This is a genomic window from Gemmatimonadaceae bacterium (assembly GCA_037721215.1).
Classification (GTDB): Bacteria; Gemmatimonadota; Gemmatimonadetes; order Gemmatimonadales; family Gemmatimonadaceae; genus UBA4720.
Genome location: JBBJNV010000001.1, coordinates 1 through 25,115, shown reverse-complemented (window position 1 = coordinate 25,115; position 25,115 = coordinate 1). Strand labels below are relative to the sequence as shown.

Sequence of the window (25,115 nt, the reverse complement as noted above, 5' to 3'; positions counted from 1 at the left end):
ATCATATTAATGTTGATGATAGTAAACTTACATGGATTGTGGACGAATCGTCAACACTCCATGCTTTTGCCCCCATTACTGACGACGGAACGAATCCTTCCGGCTTTTGGCTCGCCGGCTGTCGGCCCCCGGCCGTTGCGGAACTGATGCTGCGGGCAGCCGGCGGCGAGCGTTAAGCATCCGTTCCGTTTCGGCCGGATGCCGACGGCCGGAATGCCAACAGCCGGAAGGATCTTTTGATCGTTTTGGCCTCAGACAACTTTTCCGGCCAGTCAGCCGCTCTCGAGCCGCCGAACCAATCCGTGGAGCATCTTCCGAACCTGCTCGATCTTCTCGAGCAGCGAATCGAACGACTCCTGAGAGATCAATCCCATGTTCCGTCCGATGATCAAGTGATACTCAAGCTCGGACGCAGACCCGATTGAGTATCGCAGGAATCTCGCGAAGTCTTTTTCACTTGCCTGTTCCCGCCCTTCGACAATGTTCGCCGGGATGGACATCGCCGCGCGAATAAGCTGGCTTCTAAGCGATACGTAGTGTGCGCCGCGAATCCCTATCGCTGTCTTGTGAGCATCAAGCGCGAGTAGATGCGCCTTGTTCCATACATCTAGTTTCTTGAAATCCGACATCCCCGACCATACCGGTACGCCCCTCCGCCGGTAGCATCATCCCGCGCCCTGAAGAATCAAACTAAGGCCGCCAAGCTGGAAGCATCCTTTCCGCTTCAGCCGGCCGCCGACGGCCGGAATGCCCGCAGCCGGAAGGATTTTTTCCGTCCTATTGGGTTTCACGAATCTCCCCCCTCAAATAAGCCGCCCCGCCATCCCCGACCCCCGCCGCGCCGTCCTCCCCACTGCCAGCCTCAACGCCTCATCCGGCCCGACAACAACAACCCGCGATTTCGCCCGACTCACCGCTGTGTACAACAACTCGCGGCTCAACACCCGCACATCGGTATCCGGCAGCACCACGATGACCGTGTCAAACTCGCTCCCCTGCGCCTTGTGCACACTCATCGCCCAGGCAGTTACCGCCTCCGGCAGTTGCGGCAAAGGAAATCCCTTCGGCGTTGCACCGAGATCCGGATTCGCAATGAAGGCTCGCTGAACTTCGGCTCCATCCTTGTCGGTCTCATCCCACACCACACCGATATCGCCGTTGAACAGTCCTAGCGCATAATCGTTGCGCGTAAGCAGCAAGGGCCGCCCGCGATAGTACTGGCCCGTGACATCGTGACCAAGCCTGCGCAATCTCTCCTCGATTCGCCGCGTCAGGGCTTCGGTTCCCCCCGGTCCGACGTTTGTCGGAGAGAGCACGCGGACACGCCCGAGCGCCTGAAGAGCGCTCTCCGGTGTCTCAGATGCGAACACCGCATTCGCCGGTTCAGCGAGAATGTCGAGCCAGCTCTCGTCGCGCACCGAGCTAGGCCCGCGCACAAGCGAATCATCGGGCTCCGAAAGAACCGCAATCGCACCGTCCGCATCACCGTCGCGGATTGCACGAGCCAGCGCGCCGATCCCCTTCGAGTCATCGAACCGGTGACTGTAAACCAGACGCACTACCGAATCTCTTAGTGGCGTGGCGTCCGTACTTGCCGGGAGCACGACTCCGCTGAGCATCTCATATGCCGACGCTAGGGAGGCACCATGATCGCCCTCGATCGCCCCCGACGCGGCGACGAGATCCGCCAATACCGATCCTGCCTCTACCGACGCGAGCTGGTCGTGATCTCCAAGCAGAACTATGCGAGCGTCGGGTCTGAGCGCCGCGAACAAGGTATCCATCAACAGCAGAGGCACCATCGACGCCTCGTCGATGATGACGACATCGTGCTCGAGCGGATCGCTTGGGTTGTGCCTGAACGAATCATCCTGGGGCCGGTATCCCAGGAGGCGGTGCACGGTTTGCCCCGTGGATGGGAGCCGGTCGCGGATGCCGGTGTCGACTCCCATCGAATTCCACGTCTGCCGAATTGCTTCGCCAAGTCGTGTCGCGGCTTTCCCGGTCGGTGCGGCAAGTGCGACTCGAACGTCCGCCTTCTGCTCGACCAATAACGCGAGGAGCCGGGCAACGGTCGTCGTCTTTCCTGTTCCCGGGCCGCCCGTAATGAGTGAGAAACGGGAGCGCAGGCCAGCGGTCGCTGCCACGGCCTGCCAGTCGATGGTGTCACCCGACGGGAATATTTCGCGGAATCGCGGCGCGAGTGAGGGGTCTATCGGTAACGGCTCCGCCGCGACACGCTCACGAATTGCGCACGCCAGTCGAACCTCTGCTTCGCGGAAACGGCGCAGGTAGAGGCGATCCTGCTCGAACACCAATGGTGTCGCGCCGTCGCCATTGCCAACCCACGGATGATTGCCCAGTTCCGCGCGCAGTGCCGCCGCGTCCAACTGAACCCCTACAAGCGCGGCATGCTCGGCAATCTCCTCGGGGGTCAGGCAGATATGTCCTTCAACGGTGGCCCGCATCAGCAGCGCGCCCGCGATGGCGACGACACCGGCCTGATCAGTGGTGACACCAGCGGAGGCTATCTGCCGATGGAACACCGCGGCAAGCGGGCCGAGCGATTCCTGAAGGGTGGCCGAACGAAAGGCGATCGGGTCAACGGTCACCCTTCGGGCCTCGCCCGATGGGGAAATTGCGGATGCCGTCATCGCGGGTAACCTCCGATGCACGCATCGAGCGCCTCGACGAGCGCGAGCGACGGCCGGTCCACAAACCACGACGGCGCGCCCATAGCGAGACCTCGCAGGAATGCGTACCCCACACCGCCGAAGTCGCGATCGTAGTCATAGGCGCTCCCGATCCGCGAACGCAGGAATCGGTGAAGTGCAACTATATAGATGTGGTACTGCAGGACGTAGTGCTCCTTGACCATCACCTGCCTGCACGCGTCCGCACCATACGACTTGGCACTCGTGCCAAGCGTGTTCGACTTCCAGTCGACGATCCACCATCGGCCGTCAACTACAGCAAGGAGATCGACTATACCTGTCAGGAACCCGTCGATCTCCGAACGCGTTGCGCGCGCGAGCGTCGGCGCGTACAACTCGGCGAGCCATTTTTCTCCATGCTTCGCGAACACGCTCGCGAACTGCGCCGGGGAGACGTTCTCCATCGAGAGATGAAACCGCCATTCGCGCAGTGTTTGCCCGTTGGGTACGGTTGCGAGTGCCTTCGAGGCACCGGGTATCGGCGTAGCAAGCGCGGCAGTCATCATTCGTCGCACCAGATCCATCGCACCGTCTCGCTGCGATGCATCGGCTCCCAAACGTGGCAGTGCATAACGATCGAGTACATCGTCGATCGCGTCGTTGACGGCGACTGGATTGGCGATATCGGGGAAGATGAACCGCTCAAATAGCTCATGAAGCGCGTTACCCGTGTGCGCTCCACCCGGCAGTTGATCGGCACGCGGAGCAGCGCCGTCCACCGCTGCCTCCGCTGCCTCCGCTGCCACGGCAGCCTCCGCTGCAACCGCTGCCTCCGCTTCATCCACTGGCCCCACTTCCGTGGCATCGACGGAAAGCTTGAGGCCTCTGGTAAACCGGGAGTACGACGACACCGTCCAGCTGCGTGTCTGCCCGGATCCGACTGTCACTTTGCGTGCAACCAGATCTCCGTTCGAGATGCCAGCATCTCCGTTGTCATTGGGGACAGTGAAACTCGACGCTTCGCCCTCTGCAATCCACGTAATCAGCTCAGGATGCCTGGCAGCGAGCACAGCTGGAGGTGAGCCAGTACCGTTGCTGACACCCTGCAAAAGATGGTGGATGGCACCGCTGCCTTCGCGATGGCTCTCTGCCCAGACGACGTAGGTACGGCTCCGCGCCCGCGTAAGCGCAACATATGCCAACCGCAGGTGCTCAGCGATCGGTGTATCGCCCTCGATCTCTCCGGGAACTGCGTCTTCGAACACAATCCGGCGCGTACCGTCAGGAAACCGCGCTATGTGAGGAGTCAGCTCTCGCTTGAATGGCGCTTTCCAAAGGTAGGCGCAGAACACCACCGGCCACTCGAGCCCTTTCGCAACGTGAACAGTGCTGACGGTCACGGCGTCCGCATCCGACTCGAGGTGCTGCTGGCGATATTCCGCGTCGCGATCGCTCTCGGCAGCGAACCTGTTAGCCCACGAAATCAGCATCGTCGGATTCCGATGCCCCTCCCGCTCCGCCTCCTGAAGCAGCGTAACGACGTGCCGGAAATCAGTGAGACGCCTCTCACCATCCGGATACGCCGCGAGCGTCTTGCGGGCATCCCAGTCGTTAGTGAGACGCATCAGCGCGGCAAGCACCCCGAATGACATCCAGTCACGACGCGCCTCGGCGAGCCGCTCCACCAGTCGTCTCCATTCATCGCCATCCGACTCTAGCGCGTGGAGCCGGCTCGCCGACCACCCCCCGATCGACGTCGACAGCGCGCGACGGACCACTCGCGGATTGGCCGGATCCTCTATCGCGCCGATAACCAGCAATACATCCTGCCACATCGCCGACTCGGCGATATCACCCGTGGCGCCCGACACAGCAGCCACTCCATATGAATGAAGCTCCTCGAGAAGCGGAACAGCTTGACGATTCGCTGAAACGAGGATCGCGATATCCGACGGCTTGAGCCGGCGCAGTTTGCGAGTCTTCGGATCACGGTATTTGACGGAAGGATCACGCAACAACCGGGCGACTTCCCGAGCAATGAAACGCGTCACCTTCCTTTCCTGATCCGGCGCACGATCCTTCCCGAGGTCCACGAGCACCATCGGGCGTCGCGCATCGTCAACCAGTGACGGCTCGTCGCGCGCAGCTCTTACGGGCTCGAAGTTCAAGACGCTCCGGTCAACCGCAAACGGCTCGCTCGCCTGTGAGAACAGGATCTCGGTTGCCGCGACGAGTTGCTGGTCCGACCGGTAATTCGTATCGAGCGAGAATACGCGATCTTTTCCGCGCTCCATCGCCCCAGCATGCGCCGCGCGATATGCAGTGATGTCAGCGCCACGGAATCCATAAATCGACTGCTTCGGGTCTCCGACGAGCACGAGTGGCTTGATGCCGAAAGTACCCGAGAAGATCGTCCACTGTGCCCAGTCAGTATCCTGAAACTCGTCGATGAGGACTGCATCGTAGCGGCCCTCGAGGACTTCGCGCAGACGCTTGCCATTCTGCTCGTCGGTGACAGCGCGCTGGAGGTAGCCGATCATCTCGTCGAAGCCCGCAACACGATCGCGCTCCATCGCCCGTTCCATTCGCTCGGCGACAGAGAGCACGGCATCCTGCCAGATCAGTGAGGCTGCGCGGTCATACGCCGCCTTTACCACCTCGCAGGCGTCGAGAAATTTCTCGTTCGGAATCAGATCCTTGTTGACCTTGCTCGATTTGCTGGCAACCGCATCGACACTCGATCTCGCCCACCGCGCGATATCGCTGACGAGGGCTTTCTTGCCAGCGCCCAGGGCACTCATCGCGACACATAGAGCATTCATTTGCTCGAGGGTGAAACCGGCCTTATTCCATTTGACCTTATCATGGAAATCGCGCAACCGGCCCTCATCCCAATGCTCGAGGACTCCGTGCAGCGTCTCCTGCACGGAAGCAAGCTCGGCCTCACGAACGATACGATCCGGCCGCGCCGCCCCGATTCCCTGGCGCACAACCCGCGCTGCTTTCTCGAGTTCGAAGGGCGACCATTGCGAGCGCCTGGAGGATTCCCCGCACATCCGTTCGCTCATGACGAACTGACTCACAGGACCCATCTCCCAGGTGAGCGCCCGCCATTCATCAGCCAGTGCCTCGTCACGATATAAGCGATCGTGCTCGATAAACTTCAAGCCCACCGGAACGCCGCACTCGAGTGCGAACTCCTCCAGCGCGCCCTTGCAGAAACCGTGAATCGTTGTGACCGCGAGGCGATCCAGCGATGCGAGCGCGCTTTCGAGCCGAACCAGCATCGCCGTACCGCCAGCGTCGAGCATCGGCTTCATCCAGTCACATTGTTCCCCTACGGGCTCGCCATCTCTCACCCGCTTCACGTTGTGAAGCTCCGCGCGGATGCGCTCCTTCAGCTCGGCGGTCGCGGCTCGCGTGAACGTGACCGCGAGGAGTCGCTCGACCTTGTTCACTGCGGGCATGCCCTGATCCTGCAACAGGAGACGCACTGCGGTGCGCACCATCCATGTCGTCTTGCCGGTACCAGCGGATGCCTCGACGAGATTCGGCCCGTCTCCAGGAATGAAAGTCTCTGGAACGCTCATGCGTCATCTCCGATGCAGGCGCGCATGAAGGGGAGCAGCACTTGCTCCGTGGAACGTGCGAACGACACCGCAAAGTCGGGATCCAGGAGATCGCAGTTCGGCCAGCAGAGCACAGATGACGGCTGCTCGCTTTCCATCTTATAAGTCTTGATTCCGGGCACAACGGCCCTTGGCTCCCAGGCCTCGCGCGCTTTGGCCCACGCCTTTTCCGAAGTGCCAGAATCGACCTCAGCCGCCGGGCGCCCGCCAAGTGCCTCGAGCCACGCGCATCCGGACCTGCGAAACAGCGGCTGCGGCGCGATGCACGCCTGCTCGTAGAACGTGCAAAGTTTGACAAGCTCCGCCTCTGCATCATCGACAGTCGCAATCTTCCATGGAGTTTCACCGAGCATCGACGTCTCGCGCGGCAATCCCTCTCCGCGATCCGCCATCACGTTCATCACCAGATGAGGAACCCAGTTCGGCAGCGCCGAGTGTGCGCGGATTTTGTACAGACATTCGATGACGCGGGCGTCGGCGGTCAGGCGGTCGAGCCGGCCCACAATCGTGAACTCCCCTACTTTGAGCTCAAGCGGCCGCGGCGGAAGCCACGTTATTCCCCGGAGCTCGTCGAGCCGGGGCCACCAGGCTTCTGCCACGGCTCCTGCGAGTACGCGGCCTTCCTCACCGTATGGCATCTCCGGCTGGTGCTGAAGCCACTCCGCAATCTGGTCACGATCTCGGATGTCACCCCGGCGCTGAGCCGCTTCGAGTCGCCACGATATGGTGCGCAAATCGTTGCTGACGCCCTTTTCTGTGGTCGGTGGATTGACGGCCTGCGGCTCGCATTCCTCGACCTCGTCGTTGTCGTGCATCTCGAGATTGAGGATGCGACGGCAGAAGAAGAGGGACGGGTCTTTCACGCAGGAGGAGAGTGCCTCGAGGGAGATGACTCGTGAGTGTAATTCCGGTGGGTCGAGCGATTCGTCGGCGAATGGCTGATGTTCCGCGCCGCGAGTCTGGATGAGGCGTGCCGCGTTTCCCCATCCTTGCGCAGCGCTTTGAATTCTCCCTGATGATGGCGATGTCAGAAAATGGCTCGCCGAGAACGGATGTGCCGGCTCGTTGCGCACGAGGGATTTGTGGGCTTCGTCAGGGAGGATGCGCTGGGCGATGTCACGCAACTCTGAAACCGCGATCGATGCCGCGCGCGGCTCGTGACGGAGCGTCGTGAATCCCGTCCAGGCAATGTGCGCGCGCGACCGCGCGCTGCCGATCGCCTGACGGAACGCGTCGAGCATGTCTGCCCGGCGATCTGGATCGCCGTCCTGAGGCGATGCGGAAAGAAGATCCCATGAAGGATTCCCTCCTCCGCCCGGGTGCAGTGCATCGTCGGCGCCGGCGATCAGGACCACCTTGGCCGGAATAATCGCACCCGGCTCCAGCCGGCAGACACGAATTCCACCGCGCAGATGGCCGACTTCCCCGGCCATGTCCTCGAATGCCTGTTCGAGCAGCGTGCGGATGGCGGGCATGGCGACCGGAGTGTCTTTCGACACGTTCGCGATTCCGCCCAGCAGATCGTCCATCGCTTTCCGAAGTGTGCGCAACGCCTCGTAGTCCTCCGACCCGCTGGCCTGTACGAACGTCGTGATCGCGCGTTCCAGAACTTCATTCCATTCTCCGGCAGGTCGCGGCGTACGCAAATCGGTAAAGAGCCGAAAGAGTTCCTCCGTCCAGCCCGCAATGCGCCCGATAATGTCCGCATTCCCTGCCGATTCGCCGGAAACGGGAAGGACGTCTCCGACGGGAGAGTCCGTGCAACCCATTGCAATGCCGAGTACGAGGCGGTCGATGCCGTGGCGCCATGTGCCCGATTCTATCGGCGCCAATTCGAACCGCTCTTTGCGATCGGCACCGTCGATTCCCCAGACGATCCCCGCCTGCTGTGCGAGAGAAAGAACCGTTGCCGTCTCGAGCTCGCTGAAGCCAGCTGCATCCGCAATCGGTGTGAGGCGGAGCAGTGAGCTGATCTCCTCCAGCGTTGCCCGGCCTTCACTTGCTTCGAGAATCCTCAGGACCGCGAATACAACGGGCGAGCGATCGCGGAACGGACGGCCCGCGACTTCGTAAGGCAGTCGCGGTATGCCCGGTTCATCCAGGCCGAAGACTGCATCGATGGCCGGCAGGTACCGTTCGAGGGAAGTGACGTAGAGCGTGGCATCATGAGGCCGCAGCTGCCCATCCGATTCCATCGCGGAAATGAGTCGCTCACGTAGCGTTTCGATCTCCCGCAGCGGCGAGTGGCAGGCGTGGAGAGTGAGCGTGTCGTCCAGGGTGAATTTTTGCTCGGGATTCCGGTCGCCTTCGTCGAGGAGGCGTTGGATTCGGCCGAGCAGCGTTGTTTGCGCACCGTCGCGTTCAGCCATTGGAGCGAGACCGAGTGGTTCCAGTCTCGACGTGGCCGAACGTAGTCGTGGCGAGATGATCGCGCGCTCCGACGTGCCACCAAACGCGACGACGCACCAGTGCAGTGCGCGCTCTTTGCTGATCGCGCGCAACACCTCGAACACCGTCGGCGGCACAGTTGGATCCGCGACGGCAAGAATTACCGGAGTAACATTCTCCGGGCAGCGGAATCGTCCAGCTCGCACCTCGGCGATGATCTGAGCCGGTGATTGCGATGAGGAGCCTGCGACGAGTGAGCGCCAGAGTGTATGCTGCCATCGTTCGCCCTCGCTTGCGTCAGCGGCCGGAATATCCGACGCCTCCCATCGCAACAACAAATCCGGCCGATGCAGGACGTACGCCCGAAACCGCATCGCGACGGCGTTCGCGAAGTCGAGTAGCGCAAGCGTGTCTCCTCCATCGACGATGTGCCGTACCGAGTGCGGGAGATTCTCCGAGCTCGCAGTTAGTCCCTCCGTCAGCCTCCATGCCATTACAGACGGACGCCATTCCCCGTCGGCACCTGCGAGTTCGGCAATTTCGTCCACCCAACCGGTAGGAGATACGAAGCGAATCGAAGCAGCGCAGCCGGTCGCGCGTGCTATGCCGAGCGTGAGTGCGCGGCGGAGTGCCGGGTGATGGGCCAGGACTACAGGGTGGTCAAATGCTCCGAGCGGGAGAATTCCCAGCTCTCGGATAAGCCATTCCGTCGCGGCATCGGTATCCCGGACGCCGCTGAGGGTCAGGCCGGGGACAGGATGTGAAGGGATCAAATCCGAAGCTGGTTCGAGCATGTAAGTCCTTAGTATACGTCTGTTTCCCTCCGTAATTTGGAAGTGACGTCTGACAGTGGCCATCTCTTTGTGACCTGCCCCGCCTTCGTTATCCACCGCGACTTATGTTGAGTTTGCTGCCTTAGAATGAGAGAGCGCTGCGATCCCTCCATGCGGCCCTTATTCGTTCAATCCCTATCTCTGGCAGGGCCGGACAGAATCGTGATATGTAAGTATATAGATCTATAAGTAACTTGACAGGGTTCGAGTTGCGCCCCAATATACGTCCCAACCGCTATATGGGAACTATATGTACTCTCCAATTACAGATGCCGCGAGCAACGCTTCCGCGGTGCTCCAGAAGGCCGAAGATCAGCTGAGATCTCTGATTCAAGACTGCCTTGGGGCGCAGTCGTATTCAGATGTAGCAGCTCTTGCAAAACTAGCCGAATCTTTGGCAACGCTTCGGCACGACCAGATGCTTAAAGAACAGCGTTCAGGCCCCGTCCGCACGTTCACCGAGGTCGCGGACGAGCGTCCGACCTTTGACCGCGGTGACAAAGCCCCACTGAGTCTTCATCACTCGAGCGGCTCGCCCATCCGACAAAACGGAACGACGTATCCACGTTTTGAGAGAGAGGGTGATCGGCTGGTCAAGATCGGATGGTCCAAGAAGGAAAGTCGTGCTTACGAGCACAAGGCGCCGAGGAGTGTGATAACGGCGGTTTGTTATGCTCTTCGTAGTCATGTGAACAGCTTCACCATGGAAACGCTGCTCCCGATAACAGACAGTGATGGAAACGATGTACCCTCCTACCAGGTTTACGTGGTCATAGCATGGCTACGCCAACTGGGAGTTGTCGAACGGAACGGAAACGATGGCTACACGGTCAAGCAAACCGATGTAGTCGACTCAGCAATAGAAAAAACGTGGATTGCAACCCCGGAGAAGTTGAGATGACTAAGATGAAGAACGAAGAGATCAAGACATTCGCACTCTCGCTTCTCGAAGCCGATACCGAGGCTCAAGTAAGAAAGATTCTCACCGACTCCGGTTTCTGGAATGACCAAAAGTCGTGGCGGCTCTACGGAGACACGGATGGGAATTATTCGACTATTGGAAACCAACAGAGCCGGCCAGAAGCTGCTCTTGTTGAGAAAGTAGTCAACTCCGTAGATGCGCGCCTCTTAGCCGAGTGCAGACGTCGCGGAATAGATCCAGAATCTGCAGATGCGCCTCAGAGCATAACCGACGCCGTCGCCGCCTTTTTTGAACCGGGAAACAAACCTGCCGGACAGGGCGGGCACCTGAAGGACTGGCCGCAGGAGCGTCAACTAACTCAAGCCAAGTTCATCACGATTGCGGTGACCGGAGAGACCCGCGCCGGGGGTAATAAAGCAAGTATCACCATCGCCGACCAAGGAGAAGGACAGACACCGTTGCGCGTGCCCGACACGTTCCTGTCAATCAATCGTAAGAACAAGCTCCGGATCCCATTCGTCCAAGGCAAATTCAATATGGGAGGTACCGGGGCCTTGAAGTTTTGCGGAACAGACAACATTCAGCTTCTCATTACAAAGCGTGACCCGGAGATCGTCAAACAAGGTAAAGAAACCGACAAAGGCGCTGAGCAGTGGAGCGTCACAGTGGTACGGCGGGAACGCCCGCCAATTGGTGTGGGACAGGTTCGCAGCTCCGTGTATCGATTTCTCGCTCCCGTGGGAAGCGGCGCGAAGCCCAACAATGGTGACATCCTCTCCTTCACGGCGAACGCCCTTCCATTGTTTCCAGAGCACAATGAACCTTACAAGCGCGATGTGAGCTTCGGTTCCGCAATAAAGCTTTACGAATACGACATGAAGGGTTTCGCGAGCCAGGCGCTGATGAAAGATGGACTTCTCTTTCGGCTAGAACTTTTGCTACCGGGGATCGCACTGCCGGTCAGAGTTCACGAATGCCGGCCGTACCGCGGCGTTGTCGAGCGCAGTTTCGAAAACTCAATGGTTGGACTTCTGTCGAGACTCCAAACGGGTAGAGGGGGAAATCTAGAGGAGGGCTACCCGACTTCCGTTCAGATCAAAGTACGAGGGGAAGAAATGGTCGCCCAAATCTTCGCTTTCAAAGATGACAGGGCGAAGACATATGCAGCGAGTGAAGGAATCATTTTCACGATGAATGGCCAGACTCATGGGTGGCTCCCACGAACGTTTTTTCAACGCCGCAGAGTAAAAATGCAGCGGATCGCGGAGTCCCTCCTCGTCGTTGTGGATTGCTCCGCGCTCTCTGTCGGTGCGAGAGAGGACCTTTTCATGAATTCGCGCGATCGGTTGAGTAATGGTGAGCTGCGCAAAGCAGTCGAAGAGGAATTGGAAGATGCACTTGGCCGCCACCCAGGACTGCGTGAGCTTCAGGAGCGCAGGCGCTCTAGCGAGATCTCAGATCGTCTTTCCGAGTCAAAACCGCTAGAAGAGGTACTTAGTTCTATTCTGAAAACCTCTCCCAGCCTGGCATCGCTGTTTCTCAGTGGCCAACGCCTCAACAGACCAGAGAGGCAGCAGCCAGGTACGGGCAATGGCGCGGGCGGTGGAGGTGCGGACAATGGCAGTGGAACGTTTGAAGGGCGCCCACATCCAACATTCTTCAGATTCCATGAAAAACCAAATGCGTTCGAACTCGCGCGAAACGCTGAGATAGGGAGACGTTGCCGTATCCGCTTCGACACCGATGTGGAGAATGATTATTTCTCCCGCGAGGACGTACGAGGCAAATACTATGTCGAGGTTTTGGATGGAACTCTCGAGGGAATTGAGCTCGACCACAACATCACGTTGCACAATGGTGTCGCTAATTGGAGTATCAACCTACCTCCAGATCAGCTTTCCATTGGCGGTAATGTCACGCTCGCATGCACTGTCGAGGACGACACGTTGATCGAACCATTTGTAAACGTCGCTCGGCTTCGTCTAACCGCCGCGACCAAGGGAGGCAACGGAAGCGGAACTCGTACCAGCCGGAAGGGCTCGGGAAATGGCGCCGGTTCGGAATCGGGCACAGGGAAAGACTCCAAGGGCCCGCTCTCAAGCGGCGGCATTGCAATGCCGAATATCATTCGCGTCCACAGGGATGACGAATTCTGGAAAAGGTATAAGTTCGACGAGAAAGATGGGTGCCACGTAGTTGAGGAGGCTACGACCGACGGGAAAGACCATGCATTCACCTTCTACGTGAACGTCGACAACATCTTTCTTCGAAATGACATGAAAGGAAAACCTGACACGGTGCGTCTAGCAGAAGCGAAGTTTACGTACGGCAATGTTTTGATTGGGCTTGCGCTAATACATGACAGCAGAACAAAAGCAAAATCACCAGCAACCGTCAACGGACGTTCAGACGACGCACCTTCAATCGTTGATGAAGTCCGATCCGTCACGAGGGCCCTAGGCCCGTTCATCGTGCCGATGATTGATAACCTCGGCGCTCTTACCGACGAGCAGGTAACTGGCCTTGCGATGCAAGGAGATGAGGATTAGACAGCGGTGTGTAAAAGGACAACCTCCCGTGCGGACGCCGTCTGCCCTTTGACGGATGCGTGCCAGGCGCGGCTGGGAACGGAACGCCACATACGGCGGCGCAAGCGTGGGAATTCCATAAAACCCGCGTGCCGCATGGCTTCCAGGTAACGAGGCAAGGCATATCGTGGCCGAGCGAAGGCAACCATCTGAGCGAAGACGCCGCCGTCGCGAACAGCAGCACGAATCGACAGTAGTCCCTTGCTGAGATTCTCGAAGTAATCATCGGAGTTTCTGTTACGCCGGTCTCCCATGTTGTAGTACGACGAGCCTTCCCCATCTCGCGTCGCGGAAATCCAATATGGGGCGTTGGTTTCTTTGCGACCATCCACTTGCCAGCGATGGTAAAGGATATGGATGCCGGGGTATGGCGGACTTGTAACTACCATGTCGGCTTTCCGACCATCTTGGAAGGGGAACTCGGTCGCGATTCGATCGGCTGAACAGACTGAGAGTCTCGGTCTTCTGGATCCGGGGGGAAGGCAGGACTGGTATTCAACAAGACCTTGTAGCATCTCATGAACGAAGAATTGCAGTTTGAGACGGAATGCCTCGCTGGCAACCGGCAGCTTCCTTCCGTTAAGCGCCCATTGGCCTGCCCGTAAAAGTGCGCAACGCCCAAATCGTCGGGTGGGCCCATCAGGGAGTTGAGGGAGCGTGTCCAATGCGAGCGCAGTGAGCTTCCTTATTGGCCGGGCGTTCGGCAGGTGCAGGTTGCGTGTCTCATGATCCTTGCTCGTCGATTGACCCGCGAGACTATCGGCGTATCGGAGCTGTGGCACTACTTCGTCGGCCCAACACTGTAATGCAAAAATTTGCGAAGCCTTGAGGGGCGTTGTTTTTACTCGGCAAATGAACACAGCGAGAGCGTTGATATCGCTACCGACAGCAATCCGTCCAAGGCGGCAAGCCTCAACAATTGAGGTACCACCGCCCATAAACGGATCGAGGACAATGTCGCCTGGTTTTGAGAAAGCTGTTATCGCGGCACTTGCAAACTGAGGCGAAAACCGAGCTGGATATCGGTAAAATGAGTGCGTGAGGCCCGAGACCCGACGCTCGTCCCTTGCGGCGAGCCTTATGGTGGCCAGGTGGCTCAATGGTTCATCCAGCGGCAATTCGAGAGGTCGGTCGGTTTTTCTCACCCGGCAAAATCGCATAATTGTGTTGTCATGTCGATAGTTAATCAACGCGCACATCATCTATTTCGCTGCCGAAGTCTCTGACGGGGGCAAGGCAGCGCCTGTGAGATGCCTCGCTCTCCGTGGGACTTCCTGAAGCCGCAGCCGTTAGGGTCCACTCAACGCCTTTCACACGAGCGATACCACGACGCTGAGAGCCCGGTCAATCATGCCGCCGCTACCACCATGTTGCCGAAGAGATAGAAGGGAACGGCCCCTCCGCAGCTCGGTCTCGCTCAAAGTGCGGTGTCAAGGACATAGCCTAAGGTTGATCCACAAATGCCTGAGCGCGGCGAATAAAGCTCGAGTAAGTCTTGTCCAGCCTGCTGCTGTTGGAGGGCAACAACTTCTCGCATTCTTACTTTGTGTGATCCAACGCCTGATCAGGAATCGGCCTGCTCATTCGAATATCCGAGTTACTGCTGACACTAAACTCCGTTAGCCGAAGCGCTGCGATCGTCACCTCGCTTGGCTTCGCGACCGTGTGCCTCCTCAGGCATGACCATCCAAGGGCTCATATCTGAAATCGCTCCTCCAGAACCCATACCTTAAGAGCGAAGTACAGGCGAATCATTGTGGGGTAGTCTTCCGGCCAAACCACCGCTACAAGGGCATTTCCATCATTGCCCTTAGTCAGGGCAACGGTCTGCTTCAAGCGAATCCGATATTGATACTGCTTCAGCCAGTGAGGGAAGTGAGAACGCGCACCACGGCTTAGAGTGTGCTTCGTGCGGACGCCGCTCGGGTCAGCGAGGCTGATCTTGCAGTAACGTCGATCTCTGTATGGCAACCGAGTTGCACGCACAAATACCAGGGAACGACGATCTAGACCCGCCCAAGTTCTCTTTCCTGGGACTTGCCTGGGCTGCACCACAACGGACCCGATTCCCCGTTTAGGCACTCGCACAGCAACGGTCCAATTATTCAGGGATGGAAAATTCAGATCGCGCACCTCGTACAAATGGTCGTGACCGTGAACAGTCCTCCCGGCAAACTGCCATGAAGCGCGGCCGGCGTTTGCAAGAGTGATCTGTAAGTTAGAGATTCTGTATCGTTTGCGGCTACCCATCAGGTTACCTCTGAAGTACACGCACGGCAGCGTGAGAAGTTATGGGCGAACAATTGCTATCGGTTCGCCGGTCGTTGATGTCGCAGCGCTAACTGAAAGCCCCAATTTTTCTACAAGGAGTTCGGCGCGTACCTCGTAATAGCCCGGCCGTTCTCGATCAAGGAGATCAAGAAACTCTTCCGACATGGTTGATTGAAGCCAAAGCAAGTCTTTGAGCGCGCGACCATCAAAACCGCGCAGATCGAATTTTAAGAAATGTGATTCGGGAACGTACCGTTTCTCCATCGAGGCAACTGCGGGCTCGCCGAGCCGTACAATTTCACTTAGAAGAGTGTCGGAGAAGAATTCGCCTGCACAGGGTTTTGCGGCCAAGGCCAAGAGCATCGGCAAAGGTATGTGGCTTGGATACACCGCAATGATTCCATACAGGTAACAGTAGGCTCGGATGCTTTCATCCAATGCGGTAGACGAGACGAGTATGCGCCAGTGCGGACCCTTCTCTTTTCTTCTGCATCGGTCAACATAGAGATCGAACGTTTTCCGGTCAAAGACGCAAATGTCCGACTTGCTAGGACTCGAACTGCTGTACGATTTCGTTTCAACCAAGATCACCCCGCCATCGCGCGCGCCTGCGCCATCGATCTCGTGCCGAAGTCCCGACGCAGACCCGTGTCCGAATAATCGCAGTTGACCGGCAGCTTGGTGGATCCAAGTATGGTCCCCCAGCGACCGTGCCGCCCACTTTTCCCAAATCCTGCCTCTCAACCATCCCTCTAGTTGAGGAACGTGAAAGCGTGCCAGCAAGTAGGTGTCTTCGACAAAACTCTCCAGCCATTTCACCTTACGGTTTAGGTAAGGAGATCATCGACAGCACGAGCATCCCTAGGTTCGACCGACTCGCGTCGCCGATTCGTGAATGTTGTCGCCGCGTCTAGTCCAAGCAGGCTTTGGACAAACAGCCGGTCGATCTGCGGTATCTCTTGGTCAGCGGCCCGGTCAAAGAGCTTGTGCGCGAACGAGAGTAAGAGCCCTGGACGCCCGCCGGAACGTTCGAGCAACAGCGGCAGCACGCTCTCGGTGAAAGGCGCAATTGTACCTGTGGGGCCATCTTCGCGAAGCTCGTCGAGATAGGTCATCAAGAGGTCACGGACTTGGCTCGTCTCCTGAATTCCCCGAAGCACGACTACCGATCCCTCATTGCTGTGATCCTCCGGATCGAAGCTTGGAAGCCTGTTCTGGACCCAGAAGTCAATGAGTGCGTCGGATGCACGAATGTGGAAGGTGAAAACGAAATGAACGCGTCCCACGAAGGGCACCATCTCAGCTATTACATCACGAAGCCGACCTACTTCTCGGCTACGTTTTGCTTTGGTAACAGTCTGATTGGTTGCAAGGTCCTCGAGCTGATCCACGAGGACAAAGAAGTGCTTGATACCAGCAGCCGCCGCCAAGGAAAAAGCAAAATCAAAGTACGCGAGGCCGTTACGAACACGGCTTGCCGGAGAGACCTCTCCGAGGAAAGCCGCAAAATCGCTATCGCTTCCGTCACAAAACGCATCGAGTGCGTCGGCTCGGAGTGGCGGAAGCGTCGCCCCAAGATTCCTGCGTGTCGCCTGAAGGACGGTCCTCAGCCCCTCTGCATCGCCAGCCGCAAGCCCGTTGGCATCGCGAATTTTTCCACGAAGTGTGTCTAGAACTGCAATTCCACTTGGAGAGTATTTTGGATCTGCGAGATACTCGACCGCTGCGAACAAGATTGGGTAAATACCTGTTACGTCGGTCGTAGTCAGTGAGGCGTATGCGGCCAGCGCGGGGTGTTTCGACAATCGATCCTCGCGCATGCCGGCTGAAATCAGGACCGCCGATCCAAAATCAGCATTTATCATTTTTGCCGCATTTTTCAATAGCGTTGTCTTACCGAATCCTGTGTCTTCGCCGGAGGGGCCTTTTGACCAGAGGTAGCCGAACCCACGGCGATCCATGGCCGCGCCGTAAATGAGGCGGGAAAAAAACAGCTCTTGCTCATCGGCAAATACGCCTGGGCTGTACGGCTCGTTTCCCTGATGGATCGCTTCGGACGGAAATGGATTGCCCTCGATGCCCCAAGCTTCCTGCATATGTCGATATTTACTCAAGGTTGGCTCCCTTCAGGTTTGATGAGAATTACGCTGAATCGTCGTGAACCCAATCGAAACGGAGTTTCCGATGACGCTTGCCTTCCTGTTCCCAACGCCAGCTCGACCCGGAGTCCAGCTGACCGAGTACCGTCGGCCAGGTCAGCTATGATCCGCTCTACGATCGGATCATTCACGCGAAGACGAAAAGCAGCCGTCGCTCTCACTTCATAGATCTGCAAGTACGGAAACTGAACGCCATTTCCTCCAAGAGACGTTGCCCGGCTGCTGGCGATGTCACGATACACCTCGCTCAATACCCTAGGAACTTCAACCTCAACATCCTTTAACTTGTGGCGTACGACGTTCAGGGTGCCGCCATCGTCGCAAATATCTGCCGTGCTCCAGACCGACCGCCCATCAGCGTTGTGGACGTACCGACTTTCATTCATGATGAATAGCTGACGCCCCCAGCTCACAAGAATATTGAATGTTGTCGCATCAAACCTCAGCCCTCTGGATTCGAGTGCGACTACTACCAATGCATCCAGTACTGTGTCGAGGATGTCCCTGGGGGTCGGGGAGGACTCAGCGGGAAAACGTCTCGCGATCCAGTCGCGGACATGCGAAACGGCGCGTTCATCCGCAACCACAGCTGTCCTCATTCCTTCCCGGATCCGTTTGGCGGCATCAGCACCCAATGCTGCGGTCCATGAGGGGCCCGACTGTCTGAAATTCTTTAGATCTTCCTCGGTGTATTCAGGGATCAGAAGCGGACCTTCTTCTAGGAGTTCGCACAGCGACGAGAGATGCGGATGTTGACGAACGAGGACTGGAGTCACCGCACCTCGAAATTTCGACTCGTCCCCTTGGACTTCCTCAATGATCGCCCTCCCGGCATTGGTGAGTCGGTAGATGGTTTCGCGGTGCGCATCTACCGCAGTTCGCTTCGAAGGAACGGACCTATGCTCTATGAGCTCAAGTCGCATGAGTTCACCCAAGGCATCCGCAGTCGGCGACCACAGAGTGTAGGCATCGTCAACGCGTGAGGCCGTCGTCCTCCTCCCGATCTCTCTTCCCACTCGGCGGAGCGTTGCACGAAGCTCGTCGAAGCTCTGACCTTCCACAATTCCCTCAAGGATCGCATGGAAGTACCGAATGTGTTGAACCCGTGGGATTGTATCTCGAATTGCCGAATCGACCATATACCAAGTATAAGTGTTTTGAGGCAATCAGGCAAGGGCTCTCTTTCGAGAGAGCCCTTGCACAATGTCGGCTATTGATTGGCCTAGCGTCATTGGATACGCGAACTCGCCATCGCACCGGGAACGCATGGCGCAAGGCAACAAGCCGGTATTAGTATCGTCTGGCCCGGCCGGATCGAGATCGCTTTGATCGGCGGAGAGGCGCTCGCTGGTTTTCTTCCCCAGCCTCTTTGGGATCCGAGCGTTTCCTGGCTGAAGAGTCACAGAACCACCAAAGGACGGATCCTCGCGTGTGATTTCTACATCTCGGGGCCGAGCACGCTACGCCCGTTACGGGCGGCTATGGCAAGCTTGCGCGGCTCAGCCGCAACCCTGCGATCCACCTCACGATCCCGCGGCTGCCTGTCGTTCTCGGTATTCGATAAGGATTTCAGCGGCCAGCACGGGGTAACGGTCATTCCCGCCTGATACATGGTGGCGTTCGTCCAACTTGTGCGAGCATCCGCTCGTCGAAGACGTCACGCCGACCGCGTCATGCTCTAATCTGCTGCAGTCGGCCTCTTCGCTGCGCTCGCGATAGTGAGCCGATGAAGCGCAACGAGGTCTTCGACACTCAGTGAACTGCCCACATATCCGCCGGCCAGCACGAAGGCGACAGGAATCCTCCGCCTCTCACACCAGCCGAATACAAGGCGTTCGCGCCCTCTGAGAATCTCTGCATCGATCCCCGTCATTCCACCAACCGGGCAATTCTCATGCGGGTCCATCCCCGCATTGTAGATACAGAGATCGAACACCGGACCGTTCGCCTCGAGCTCCTCAAGCCGCCTTTCTATGGTAGGGAGGTAGTTGCTCGCAGATTGGACAATGTCGAGTGATGTCCGCTCACCTGGCTCATAGCTGTCGAACGACGCGACCGACACATCCAGCTGCCATGTGCGCGAATCGCCGGCGATGAGCGAGTGAGTCCCTCCGCCACAGTGCGCGTCGAGATCCAGTATCAGAATCGACTTCGCACCCGCGGCGATTGCGGCCTTCGCCCCAATCACCAGGCCATTGAAGGTGCAATTCCCGTCCCCGCCGTTTCGACGCGCGTGATGCAGCCCACTCGATAACGATCCCGACACACGGTTCTTCAATGCATCGAATACCGCCGCACCCACTCCCCCATTCGAGGCGAGAACCATGTCCCACAGGCCGTGATCCCAGCCAAACCCCTGAGATTCCGCAGCCTCTCGTGGCTCACCTGTCTGAATCGCACACACATAAGCTGGGTCGTGAACTTCCGCCACCTGCTCGAATGCCAGCGGCTCGGGCTCGACTAGCGCGACGCCACTGAGCGGATTTCGCCTGAGCGAATCAGCAATCCATCCCGCCTTCCGAGTAGTCGAATACTCGTGCGCCGCAAGCGTGTAGGCCGGCGAGTGGTATACAGAGATCACTGCTTCGACGGTAAATGGGGTAATCGGGAACCTCCGGAATGCGTCATGGGAAATGAGTATATGGCGGGATGGCTGATTCAGCGGCATCCGTTCGTGTCCGCCGCCTTCATGATTCAGGCGACGACGAGGACTACAGCGCCATGACGCCCGCGGAGCGTCTGGGAATGATGTGGCAGCTCGCACTCGATGCGTGGGCTTTCAAGGGGCTCGAGAATGCTGAATCCCAATTTTCGCGACATCTTGTCCGCGTTCAACGCCGAGGGCGTTGACTATCTCCTCGTCGGCGCCTACGCCGTAGCCGCGCACGGTCTGCCCCGCGCGACGGGCGACATCGATCTGTGGATTCGCGCCACACCCGAAAACGCAAGACGAGCCTGGGACGCGCTGGCACTGTTTGGGGCACCAACCGATCAATTCTCCATGACTGATCTCAATCTTCGGTGGTCGTTATCCAGATCGACGTCAGCCCGGACGAATCGATGTGCTCACGTCAATGATGGAGTGGACTTCTACACAGCGTGGCGGAACCGTGTCGCTGTCGAGGTCGATGGGCTGAAGGTTCAAACGCTCAGCCGACAGCATCTGATTACCAACAAACGCTCGGCAGGCCGGCCTCAGGATCTCGCCGATGCGGCGCGACTGTCGGAGATGCGCTAATACCGGAAGACGCCCCACTTGTACCATGCCCATATCCAGTTGCCGAGCCAACCATTGCACGGGCTTCCCAAAGCCACACTACCCTACAGGCCGAGAAGCACTCGCAGGATGTACTGTACCTGGTCAATCCTCGGGTAGGTCAGATCGCCCCTGTACTTGATAAGCCTTTCGATTGAAACGGAACGAATATCCTCGACCTTGATGTAGCTGTCCACATCGAGCCCTGCTTCGCCTTTGGGGACAAACACATGCGACGTGATATTCTTATGACGCTTAGTGATGGGGATCACGATGGCAAGTTCGGCTGGACCGTGATTGAACTTGTCTACCGAGATGATCATCGCAGGCCGCGACCCCGATTGCTCCCGGCCTTTTAAAGGGTCGAGCCCAACCTGCCAGACTTCTCCCCGTGACGGACGCTGGCGTTGGCGGCCACTCACTCGTCAATGCCATCCGCGAGGGTGTGTTCCCACAGTTGACGCTCCCTCTTTTCAATCGCCCATTCCGATTGGTCAGCTTTCAGCTTCGCATAACCTGCGTTGATACCGTCGAGCAGGGCCTCGCGCTGATATGTGCTGAGGGCTTCATGAATGATTTCCTGGTGCCCCTTGCCCGTTCGCGCCGAGAGCGCTTGAAGCACCCGGTGGTCGCTTTCAGAAATTCGTGTCGTTGGCATTTGCATATCCCGTTGCTACACTTGGGTCTACAATAGTGTGAACGATCTTGTCAACGGCCCTTACGCGGCCATCGACGCCACACTGATGCTCACACGATGCAGCGCAACGAGATCGTCCTGCTTCATCGCCCCGCCGATGTAACCGCCTGCGATGGCAAATGCGAGGGGGATTCGTCGCGACGTGAACCACCCGAACACCAGCTCCTCCCTCTCACGCAAGATCGCCGCATCGATCCCCCACAATCCACCGATCCCGCAATGCTCATGCGGATCCATCCCGGAATTGTACAGGCAGATTCCCGGCTTCCACCCACTGCTGCCGAGGTCCGAAAGCCGACGCTCGATAGCGCCGAGATATTCGCCGGCCGAAACCACCATGTCGAGGGTGCTCGACCCTGCCGGCCGATAATGATCGAACAGGTTTACCGACACGTCGATCTGCCTGATCCGCGCATCGGCCCGGATCAGCGAGTGAGTGCCCCCGCCACAGTGCGCGTCGAGATCGAGAATCACAACTGACTCCGCGCCCGCTGCCAGAGCTGCCTTCGCCGCCAGTGCCAAACCGTTGAAGGTGCAGAACCCGCTGCCTTGATCGTATCGCGCATGATGAAGCCCGCCGGACAGCGACCCTGCAACTCCATCCGTCATCGCCTGAAGCCTTGCGGCAACGAGACCACCGGTTGACGCCGTCACCGACTGCCACATCCCCGCATCCCACGCGAACCCCTGACTCTCGGCCAGGCTGCGGGGCTCTCCGGTCTGCACCGCGGTCACATACGCAGGATCGTGAACCGCGGCAACCTCATCGAACGTGACCGATCGAGGCGCGACGATCTCCACCCCTTCGATCGGATCCGCGAGAAGCGACTCGGCAATCCATCCTGACTTCCGCATGGTGTCGAAGGATTCGGCAGCCGCCACATAATCGGGCGAATAGAAGAGTTTCATTACTCAACGTGCCTCGAGTCCGTCCAGCACAATCCCCATTACCTGGCGCGCGTGCGCCATCCGATCGATTCGCGCGCCGAGTCCCTCGTCGATGAACTGCCTGGCGAGTCCGTGCGCCGCCGCTGTCGCGGCTCTTGCAAGATCGTCAGCCTTCCCGGCGCGGAATACACCTTCGGCCTGGCCATCCCGGACGATGTCGACGAAAACGCCAAACCCCTTCGCCTTGAGTTGAGACAGGGTGGTGAAGTCGTCCACGCCCTTCCGGGATCGCGGAAGATTATTCAGCCGCTCGGCCAGCTCGGGAGCGTACATGGTGCGGTAAAGACCGCGGCTCTCGAGCGCAAACTCGACGTTTGCCAGACAGGCTGCAAGCAACTTCTCGGAGGGCTTTCGCCGGGCGCGTACAGCCGCCTCGATGCTCTCGTACATCTGCTCGAACCCGGCCGCGGCGACGGCAGCGGCTAACGCCAGCCGGTCGGGGAAATAGTGAGCCGGCGCGGCATGACTCACCCCCACCCCCCGCGCGACCTCCCGCGCCGACAGACCGGCGATGCCAAGTGGTTCTACCTGCCGCAGCGCCTCGGCGACGAGGTCACCGCGAAGCTGTTCGCCCCAGTGGTACGGCTTCTTCTGAGAATCTTTCGGTGCCATCGCTTGCCGGTTTGAGGATAATGGAAGTGTAGCACGACGTGATCATCTTGACAACGGAAAGATTAGCCGTTAGACTCATCTAGTCAATGCCTAGATAGAGAGTGACTGTCAGACCCCCTTTGCACATTGGAGTATCGACAGAACGTCCCGGAGGACGAATGACCACGCTTAAAGACGTCACACCCCGTGTTCGCGTAGGACCAGGAATCGAGCGCCATAACCTCACGATCTTCCCGCTCTTCGCCGAAGACGCGGTCAATCCCGCACAATACCTCCCCGTCGGCAGCGCTCTCCGCGCCGGCTCGGCCAGGATCACCGAGATCTCCGAAGGCGGCAGCGTTCCGACGCTCGCCCTCGAGAACCTCGCCGACATCCCCGTCCTCATCATCGACGGCGAAGAGCTCCTCGGCGCCCGCCAGAACCGCATCTCCAACCTCACCGTTCTTGCGCCAGGCAAGCAGACACTCCCCCTCCCCGTTTCCTGCGTGGAGCGAGGTCGCTGGAGCTACAAGTCACGCGAGTTCGCCGAGTCGCCCGATATGATGTTCAGCGTGGGGCGGGCGAAGAAGGCACGCGCCGTGTCGCGCAACATCGCCATGCACAACTCGCGCGACAGTGACCAGGGATCGGTGTGGGAAGACATCGACATGCTCTCCTCCAAGCTCGGCTACGCATCACCGACCGCCGCGATGCAGGACGTCTATGAAAACAGGCGCACGTCGATCGAGGAATATGTTCACGATGTGAGCGTCGCCGATGGACAGGTCGGGGCAATCTTTGCGATCAACGGCGCCGCTGCGGGAATGGAGCTGTTCGATTCGACAGATACGCTGCGCACATATCTTCCGAAGATTCTCCGCAGCTACGCACTCGACGCGCTCGCGAGCCAGACTTTGTTGCCCGCAAAGGCGGAGGATGCGGAGGCGGCGCGGCTCCTCGAGTCGATCCTCGCCCTCGACGCGAAATCATTCCCCGCCATCGGACTCGGCGAAGACCTTCGTCTAGATTCGCCGGAGATCACCGGTGGAGCGCTCACCCAGAACGGTCGGGTGATTCACCTCGCGGCATTCCAGACTGCTCCGCCGCGAAAAAGGTGAACATTGAGGCAGCAGCTGCGCATCCGCCTCGGAGAGTTCTAGCCGATTAGATAGCCGAGCGAACGCGCATTCTCGGAGACTCGCTTGTCGCGCGTGACAAACATCACCACCTGAGGCGGTTCGCCGAGCAGTTCGGCAGTCGCGATATGGATCGCATCGAGCGTTCGTATCGGCTCGATCGGAAATGGCCGACCCGCCCGCACCAGAACTTCGTCCGATACATCGACGATTTCGCATCGGCGTCGAAAAGTCAGCAAGCCACGAATTGCGTCGCGCTCCTCCGCTTCACTGAGCCTGCCCGAAACTCGTGCACGAGCCAGTGCGCGATTTGCTTCTGCGAACGTCAGCGCCGAAGTGACCAGGCGGTCCGCCGCACGCATCCTTTGAATAGCCGACGCGTCACCTTCCAGCAACGCCGCCAGGAGAGCACTCGATTCTACGTACACCGTCGGCTCGCGCAGCCTTTCTGCTACACGTGCTGCCTTGCGAGCAGGGGTCTCCTTACCCGACGACGTCTTAGCCATCGCCACGATCTTCTTCGATCATTGTGGCGGCTGTTCCTGGCGGTAGTCGCAAGCGTGGGAAGTCCGCAAGAGGATCGCCTTGCTCCAGCGCCGGGCGGATTACCCCTGACGCAATCAGCTCGTCGTAACGCGACACTGTTGGCCGCGCCGCGGCGGGCGGCACCAGCTCAGCGACGACGCGGCCGCGGTCGGTGACAATCACCCGTTTGCCCGCGCCGGCCAGGCGCACGTAGCGACTGAGGTTGTTTTTCAGCTCACGAATGCCAACGGAGGTCATGTACAAGAATGTAGTCTCATGTGGCTACATTCGACAAGGACCGGGAAAGCCGTGTGTGCTCTGATGGCAGATCGGTAAGGCAGGCGCGGCGAGCGCAACGTTGGCTCCTGACTCCGGCACTGCCGCCGCGAGATCTTCCACCAGGCGCTCCAGCCGACGGCTGTAGTGCCCGCGGCACGTTCTTCCGGCCCGGCCGGCCGCCGATAGCCAAACGGCCCGCAGCCGGAAGGATTAGTTATGCCCCACCGATCCGCCACTCT

At 58.8% G+C, this 25,115-nt stretch carries 20 protein-coding genes; 4 read left to right on the top strand and 16 right to left on the bottom strand.

What is annotated here, in order from left to right; genetic code table 11:
* Positions 1 to 272: 272 nt before the first annotated feature.
* The 4 genes from WKF55_00100 to WKF55_00085 form a co-directional block, all read right to left on the bottom strand.
* Positions 273 to 629 carry a four helix bundle protein gene (locus WKF55_00100; protein ID MEJ7757965.1) on the bottom strand — a complete coding sequence of 119 codons (357 nt, stop codon included), beginning with the start codon at positions 627 to 629 and terminating at the stop codon, positions 273 to 275.
* Positions 630 to 803: 174 nt separating this feature from the next.
* Complete coding sequence (recD, locus tag WKF55_00095; GenBank protein ID MEJ7757964.1) at positions 804 to 2,654, bottom strand: exodeoxyribonuclease V subunit alpha; 1,851 nt, start codon at positions 2,652 to 2,654, stop codon at positions 804 to 806.
* The gene (locus WKF55_00090; GenBank protein MEJ7757963.1) at positions 2,651 to 6,244 is read right to left on the bottom strand and encodes a UvrD-helicase domain-containing protein; all 3,594 of its coding nucleotides are present in this window, start codon (positions 6,242 to 6,244) and stop codon (positions 2,651 to 2,653) included. The genes recD and WKF55_00090 overlap by 4 nt, the downstream gene beginning before the upstream one ends.
* Positions 6,241 to 9,465, bottom strand: a complete 3,225-nt coding sequence (locus tag WKF55_00085; protein ID MEJ7757962.1) for an exodeoxyribonuclease V subunit gamma — start codon at positions 9,463 to 9,465, stop codon at positions 6,241 to 6,243. Before WKF55_00085 ends, WKF55_00090 begins: the two co-directional genes overlap by 4 nt.
* Positions 9,466 to 9,796: 331 nt before the next feature.
* Between WKF55_00085 and WKF55_00080 the strand changes: the two genes are divergently transcribed.
* Both WKF55_00080 and WKF55_00075 read left to right on the top strand, forming a co-directional pair.
* On the top strand, positions 9,797 to 10,405 hold the full coding sequence (locus WKF55_00080; GenBank protein ID MEJ7757961.1) for a hypothetical protein: 609 nt from the start codon (positions 9,797 to 9,799) through the stop codon (positions 10,403 to 10,405).
* On the top strand, positions 10,402 to 12,975 hold the full coding sequence (locus tag WKF55_00075) for a hypothetical protein (protein MEJ7757960.1): 2,574 nt from the start codon (positions 10,402 to 10,404) through the stop codon (positions 12,973 to 12,975). Before WKF55_00080 ends, WKF55_00075 begins: the two co-directional genes overlap by 4 nt.
* On the opposite strand, the gene WKF55_00070 is transcribed toward WKF55_00075, so the two are convergent.
* The 6 genes from WKF55_00070 to WKF55_00045 form a co-directional block, all read right to left on the bottom strand.
* Entirely contained in the window at positions 12,972 to 14,159 is a 1,188-nt protein-coding gene (locus tag WKF55_00070) for a DNA methyltransferase (GenBank protein ID MEJ7757959.1), read from the bottom strand. The two genes, WKF55_00075 and WKF55_00070, sit on opposite strands and share 4 nt — an antisense overlap.
* 1,144 nt (positions 14,160 to 15,303) lie before the next feature.
* Complete coding sequence (locus tag WKF55_00065; GenBank protein MEJ7757958.1) at positions 15,304 to 16,104, bottom strand: hypothetical protein; 801 nt, start codon at positions 16,102 to 16,104, stop codon at positions 15,304 to 15,306.
* An 8-nt stretch (positions 16,105 to 16,112) separates the two neighbouring features.
* Positions 16,113 to 17,399 carry a hypothetical protein gene (locus WKF55_00060; protein MEJ7757957.1) on the bottom strand — a complete coding sequence of 429 codons (1,287 nt, stop codon included), beginning with the start codon at positions 17,397 to 17,399 and terminating at the stop codon, positions 16,113 to 16,115.
* A complete protein-coding gene (locus tag WKF55_00055) occupies positions 17,396 to 18,583 on the bottom strand; it encodes a hypothetical protein (GenBank protein ID MEJ7757956.1) in 1,188 nt (395 codons plus the stop codon). The genes WKF55_00060 and WKF55_00055 overlap by 4 nt, the downstream gene beginning before the upstream one ends.
* Before the next feature lie 299 nt (positions 18,584 to 18,882).
* Entirely contained in the window at positions 18,883 to 19,041 is a 159-nt protein-coding gene (locus WKF55_00050; GenBank protein MEJ7757955.1) for a hypothetical protein, read from the bottom strand.
* Positions 19,042 to 19,122: 81 nt separating this feature from the next.
* Entirely contained in the window at positions 19,123 to 20,025 is a 903-nt protein-coding gene (locus tag WKF55_00045) for a hypothetical protein (GenBank protein ID MEJ7757954.1), read from the bottom strand.
* 213 nt (positions 20,026 to 20,238) lie between these two features.
* On the opposite strand from WKF55_00045, the gene WKF55_00040 reads away from it, so the two are divergent.
* On the top strand, positions 20,239 to 20,682 hold the full coding sequence (locus WKF55_00040; protein ID MEJ7757953.1) for a hypothetical protein: 444 nt from the start codon (positions 20,239 to 20,241) through the stop codon (positions 20,680 to 20,682).
* A gap of 83 nt (positions 20,683 to 20,765) precedes the next feature.
* Here WKF55_00040 and WKF55_00035 read toward each other — a convergent pair whose 3' ends face one another.
* The 4 genes from WKF55_00035 to WKF55_00020 are packed head-to-tail and all read right to left on the bottom strand — an operon-like array spanning position 20,766 to position 22,957.
* Positions 20,766 to 21,122 (bottom strand): type II toxin-antitoxin system PemK/MazF family toxin, encoded by a 357-nt coding sequence (locus tag WKF55_00035; protein MEJ7757952.1) that lies wholly within the window; start codon positions 21,120 to 21,122, stop codon positions 20,766 to 20,768.
* Positions 21,119 to 21,358, bottom strand: coding sequence for a hypothetical protein (locus tag WKF55_00030; protein ID MEJ7757951.1), 240 nt, complete (start codon positions 21,356 to 21,358; stop codon positions 21,119 to 21,121). The genes WKF55_00035 and WKF55_00030 overlap by 4 nt, the downstream gene beginning before the upstream one ends.
* Positions 21,359 to 21,418: 60 nt before the next feature.
* Positions 21,419 to 22,306, bottom strand: coding sequence for a hypothetical protein (locus WKF55_00025; protein ID MEJ7757950.1), 888 nt, complete (start codon positions 22,304 to 22,306; stop codon positions 21,419 to 21,421).
* Positions 22,307 to 22,309: 3 nt separating this feature from the next.
* Positions 22,310 to 22,957 carry a WHG domain-containing protein gene (locus WKF55_00020; GenBank protein ID MEJ7757949.1) on the bottom strand — a complete coding sequence of 216 codons (648 nt, stop codon included), beginning with the start codon at positions 22,955 to 22,957 and terminating at the stop codon, positions 22,310 to 22,312.
* Between the two features lie 158 nt (positions 22,958 to 23,115).
* Here WKF55_00020 and WKF55_00015 point away from each other — a divergent pair, with 158 nt between their 5' ends.
* Positions 23,116 to 24,054, top strand: coding sequence for a DUF6569 family protein (locus WKF55_00015; protein ID MEJ7757948.1), 939 nt, complete (start codon positions 23,116 to 23,118; stop codon positions 24,052 to 24,054).
* A gap of 38 nt (positions 24,055 to 24,092) precedes the next feature.
* Here the strand turns inward: WKF55_00015 and WKF55_00010 are convergent, their stop codons facing one another.
* Positions 24,093 to 24,578, bottom strand: coding sequence for a type II toxin-antitoxin system VapC family toxin (locus tag WKF55_00010; GenBank protein MEJ7757947.1), 486 nt, complete (start codon positions 24,576 to 24,578; stop codon positions 24,093 to 24,095).
* Positions 24,571 to 24,855 (bottom strand): type II toxin-antitoxin system prevent-host-death family antitoxin, encoded by a 285-nt coding sequence (locus tag WKF55_00005; protein MEJ7757946.1) that lies wholly within the window; start codon positions 24,853 to 24,855, stop codon positions 24,571 to 24,573. Before WKF55_00005 ends, WKF55_00010 begins: the two co-directional genes overlap by 8 nt.
* Positions 24,856 to 25,115 lie beyond the last annotated feature (260 nt).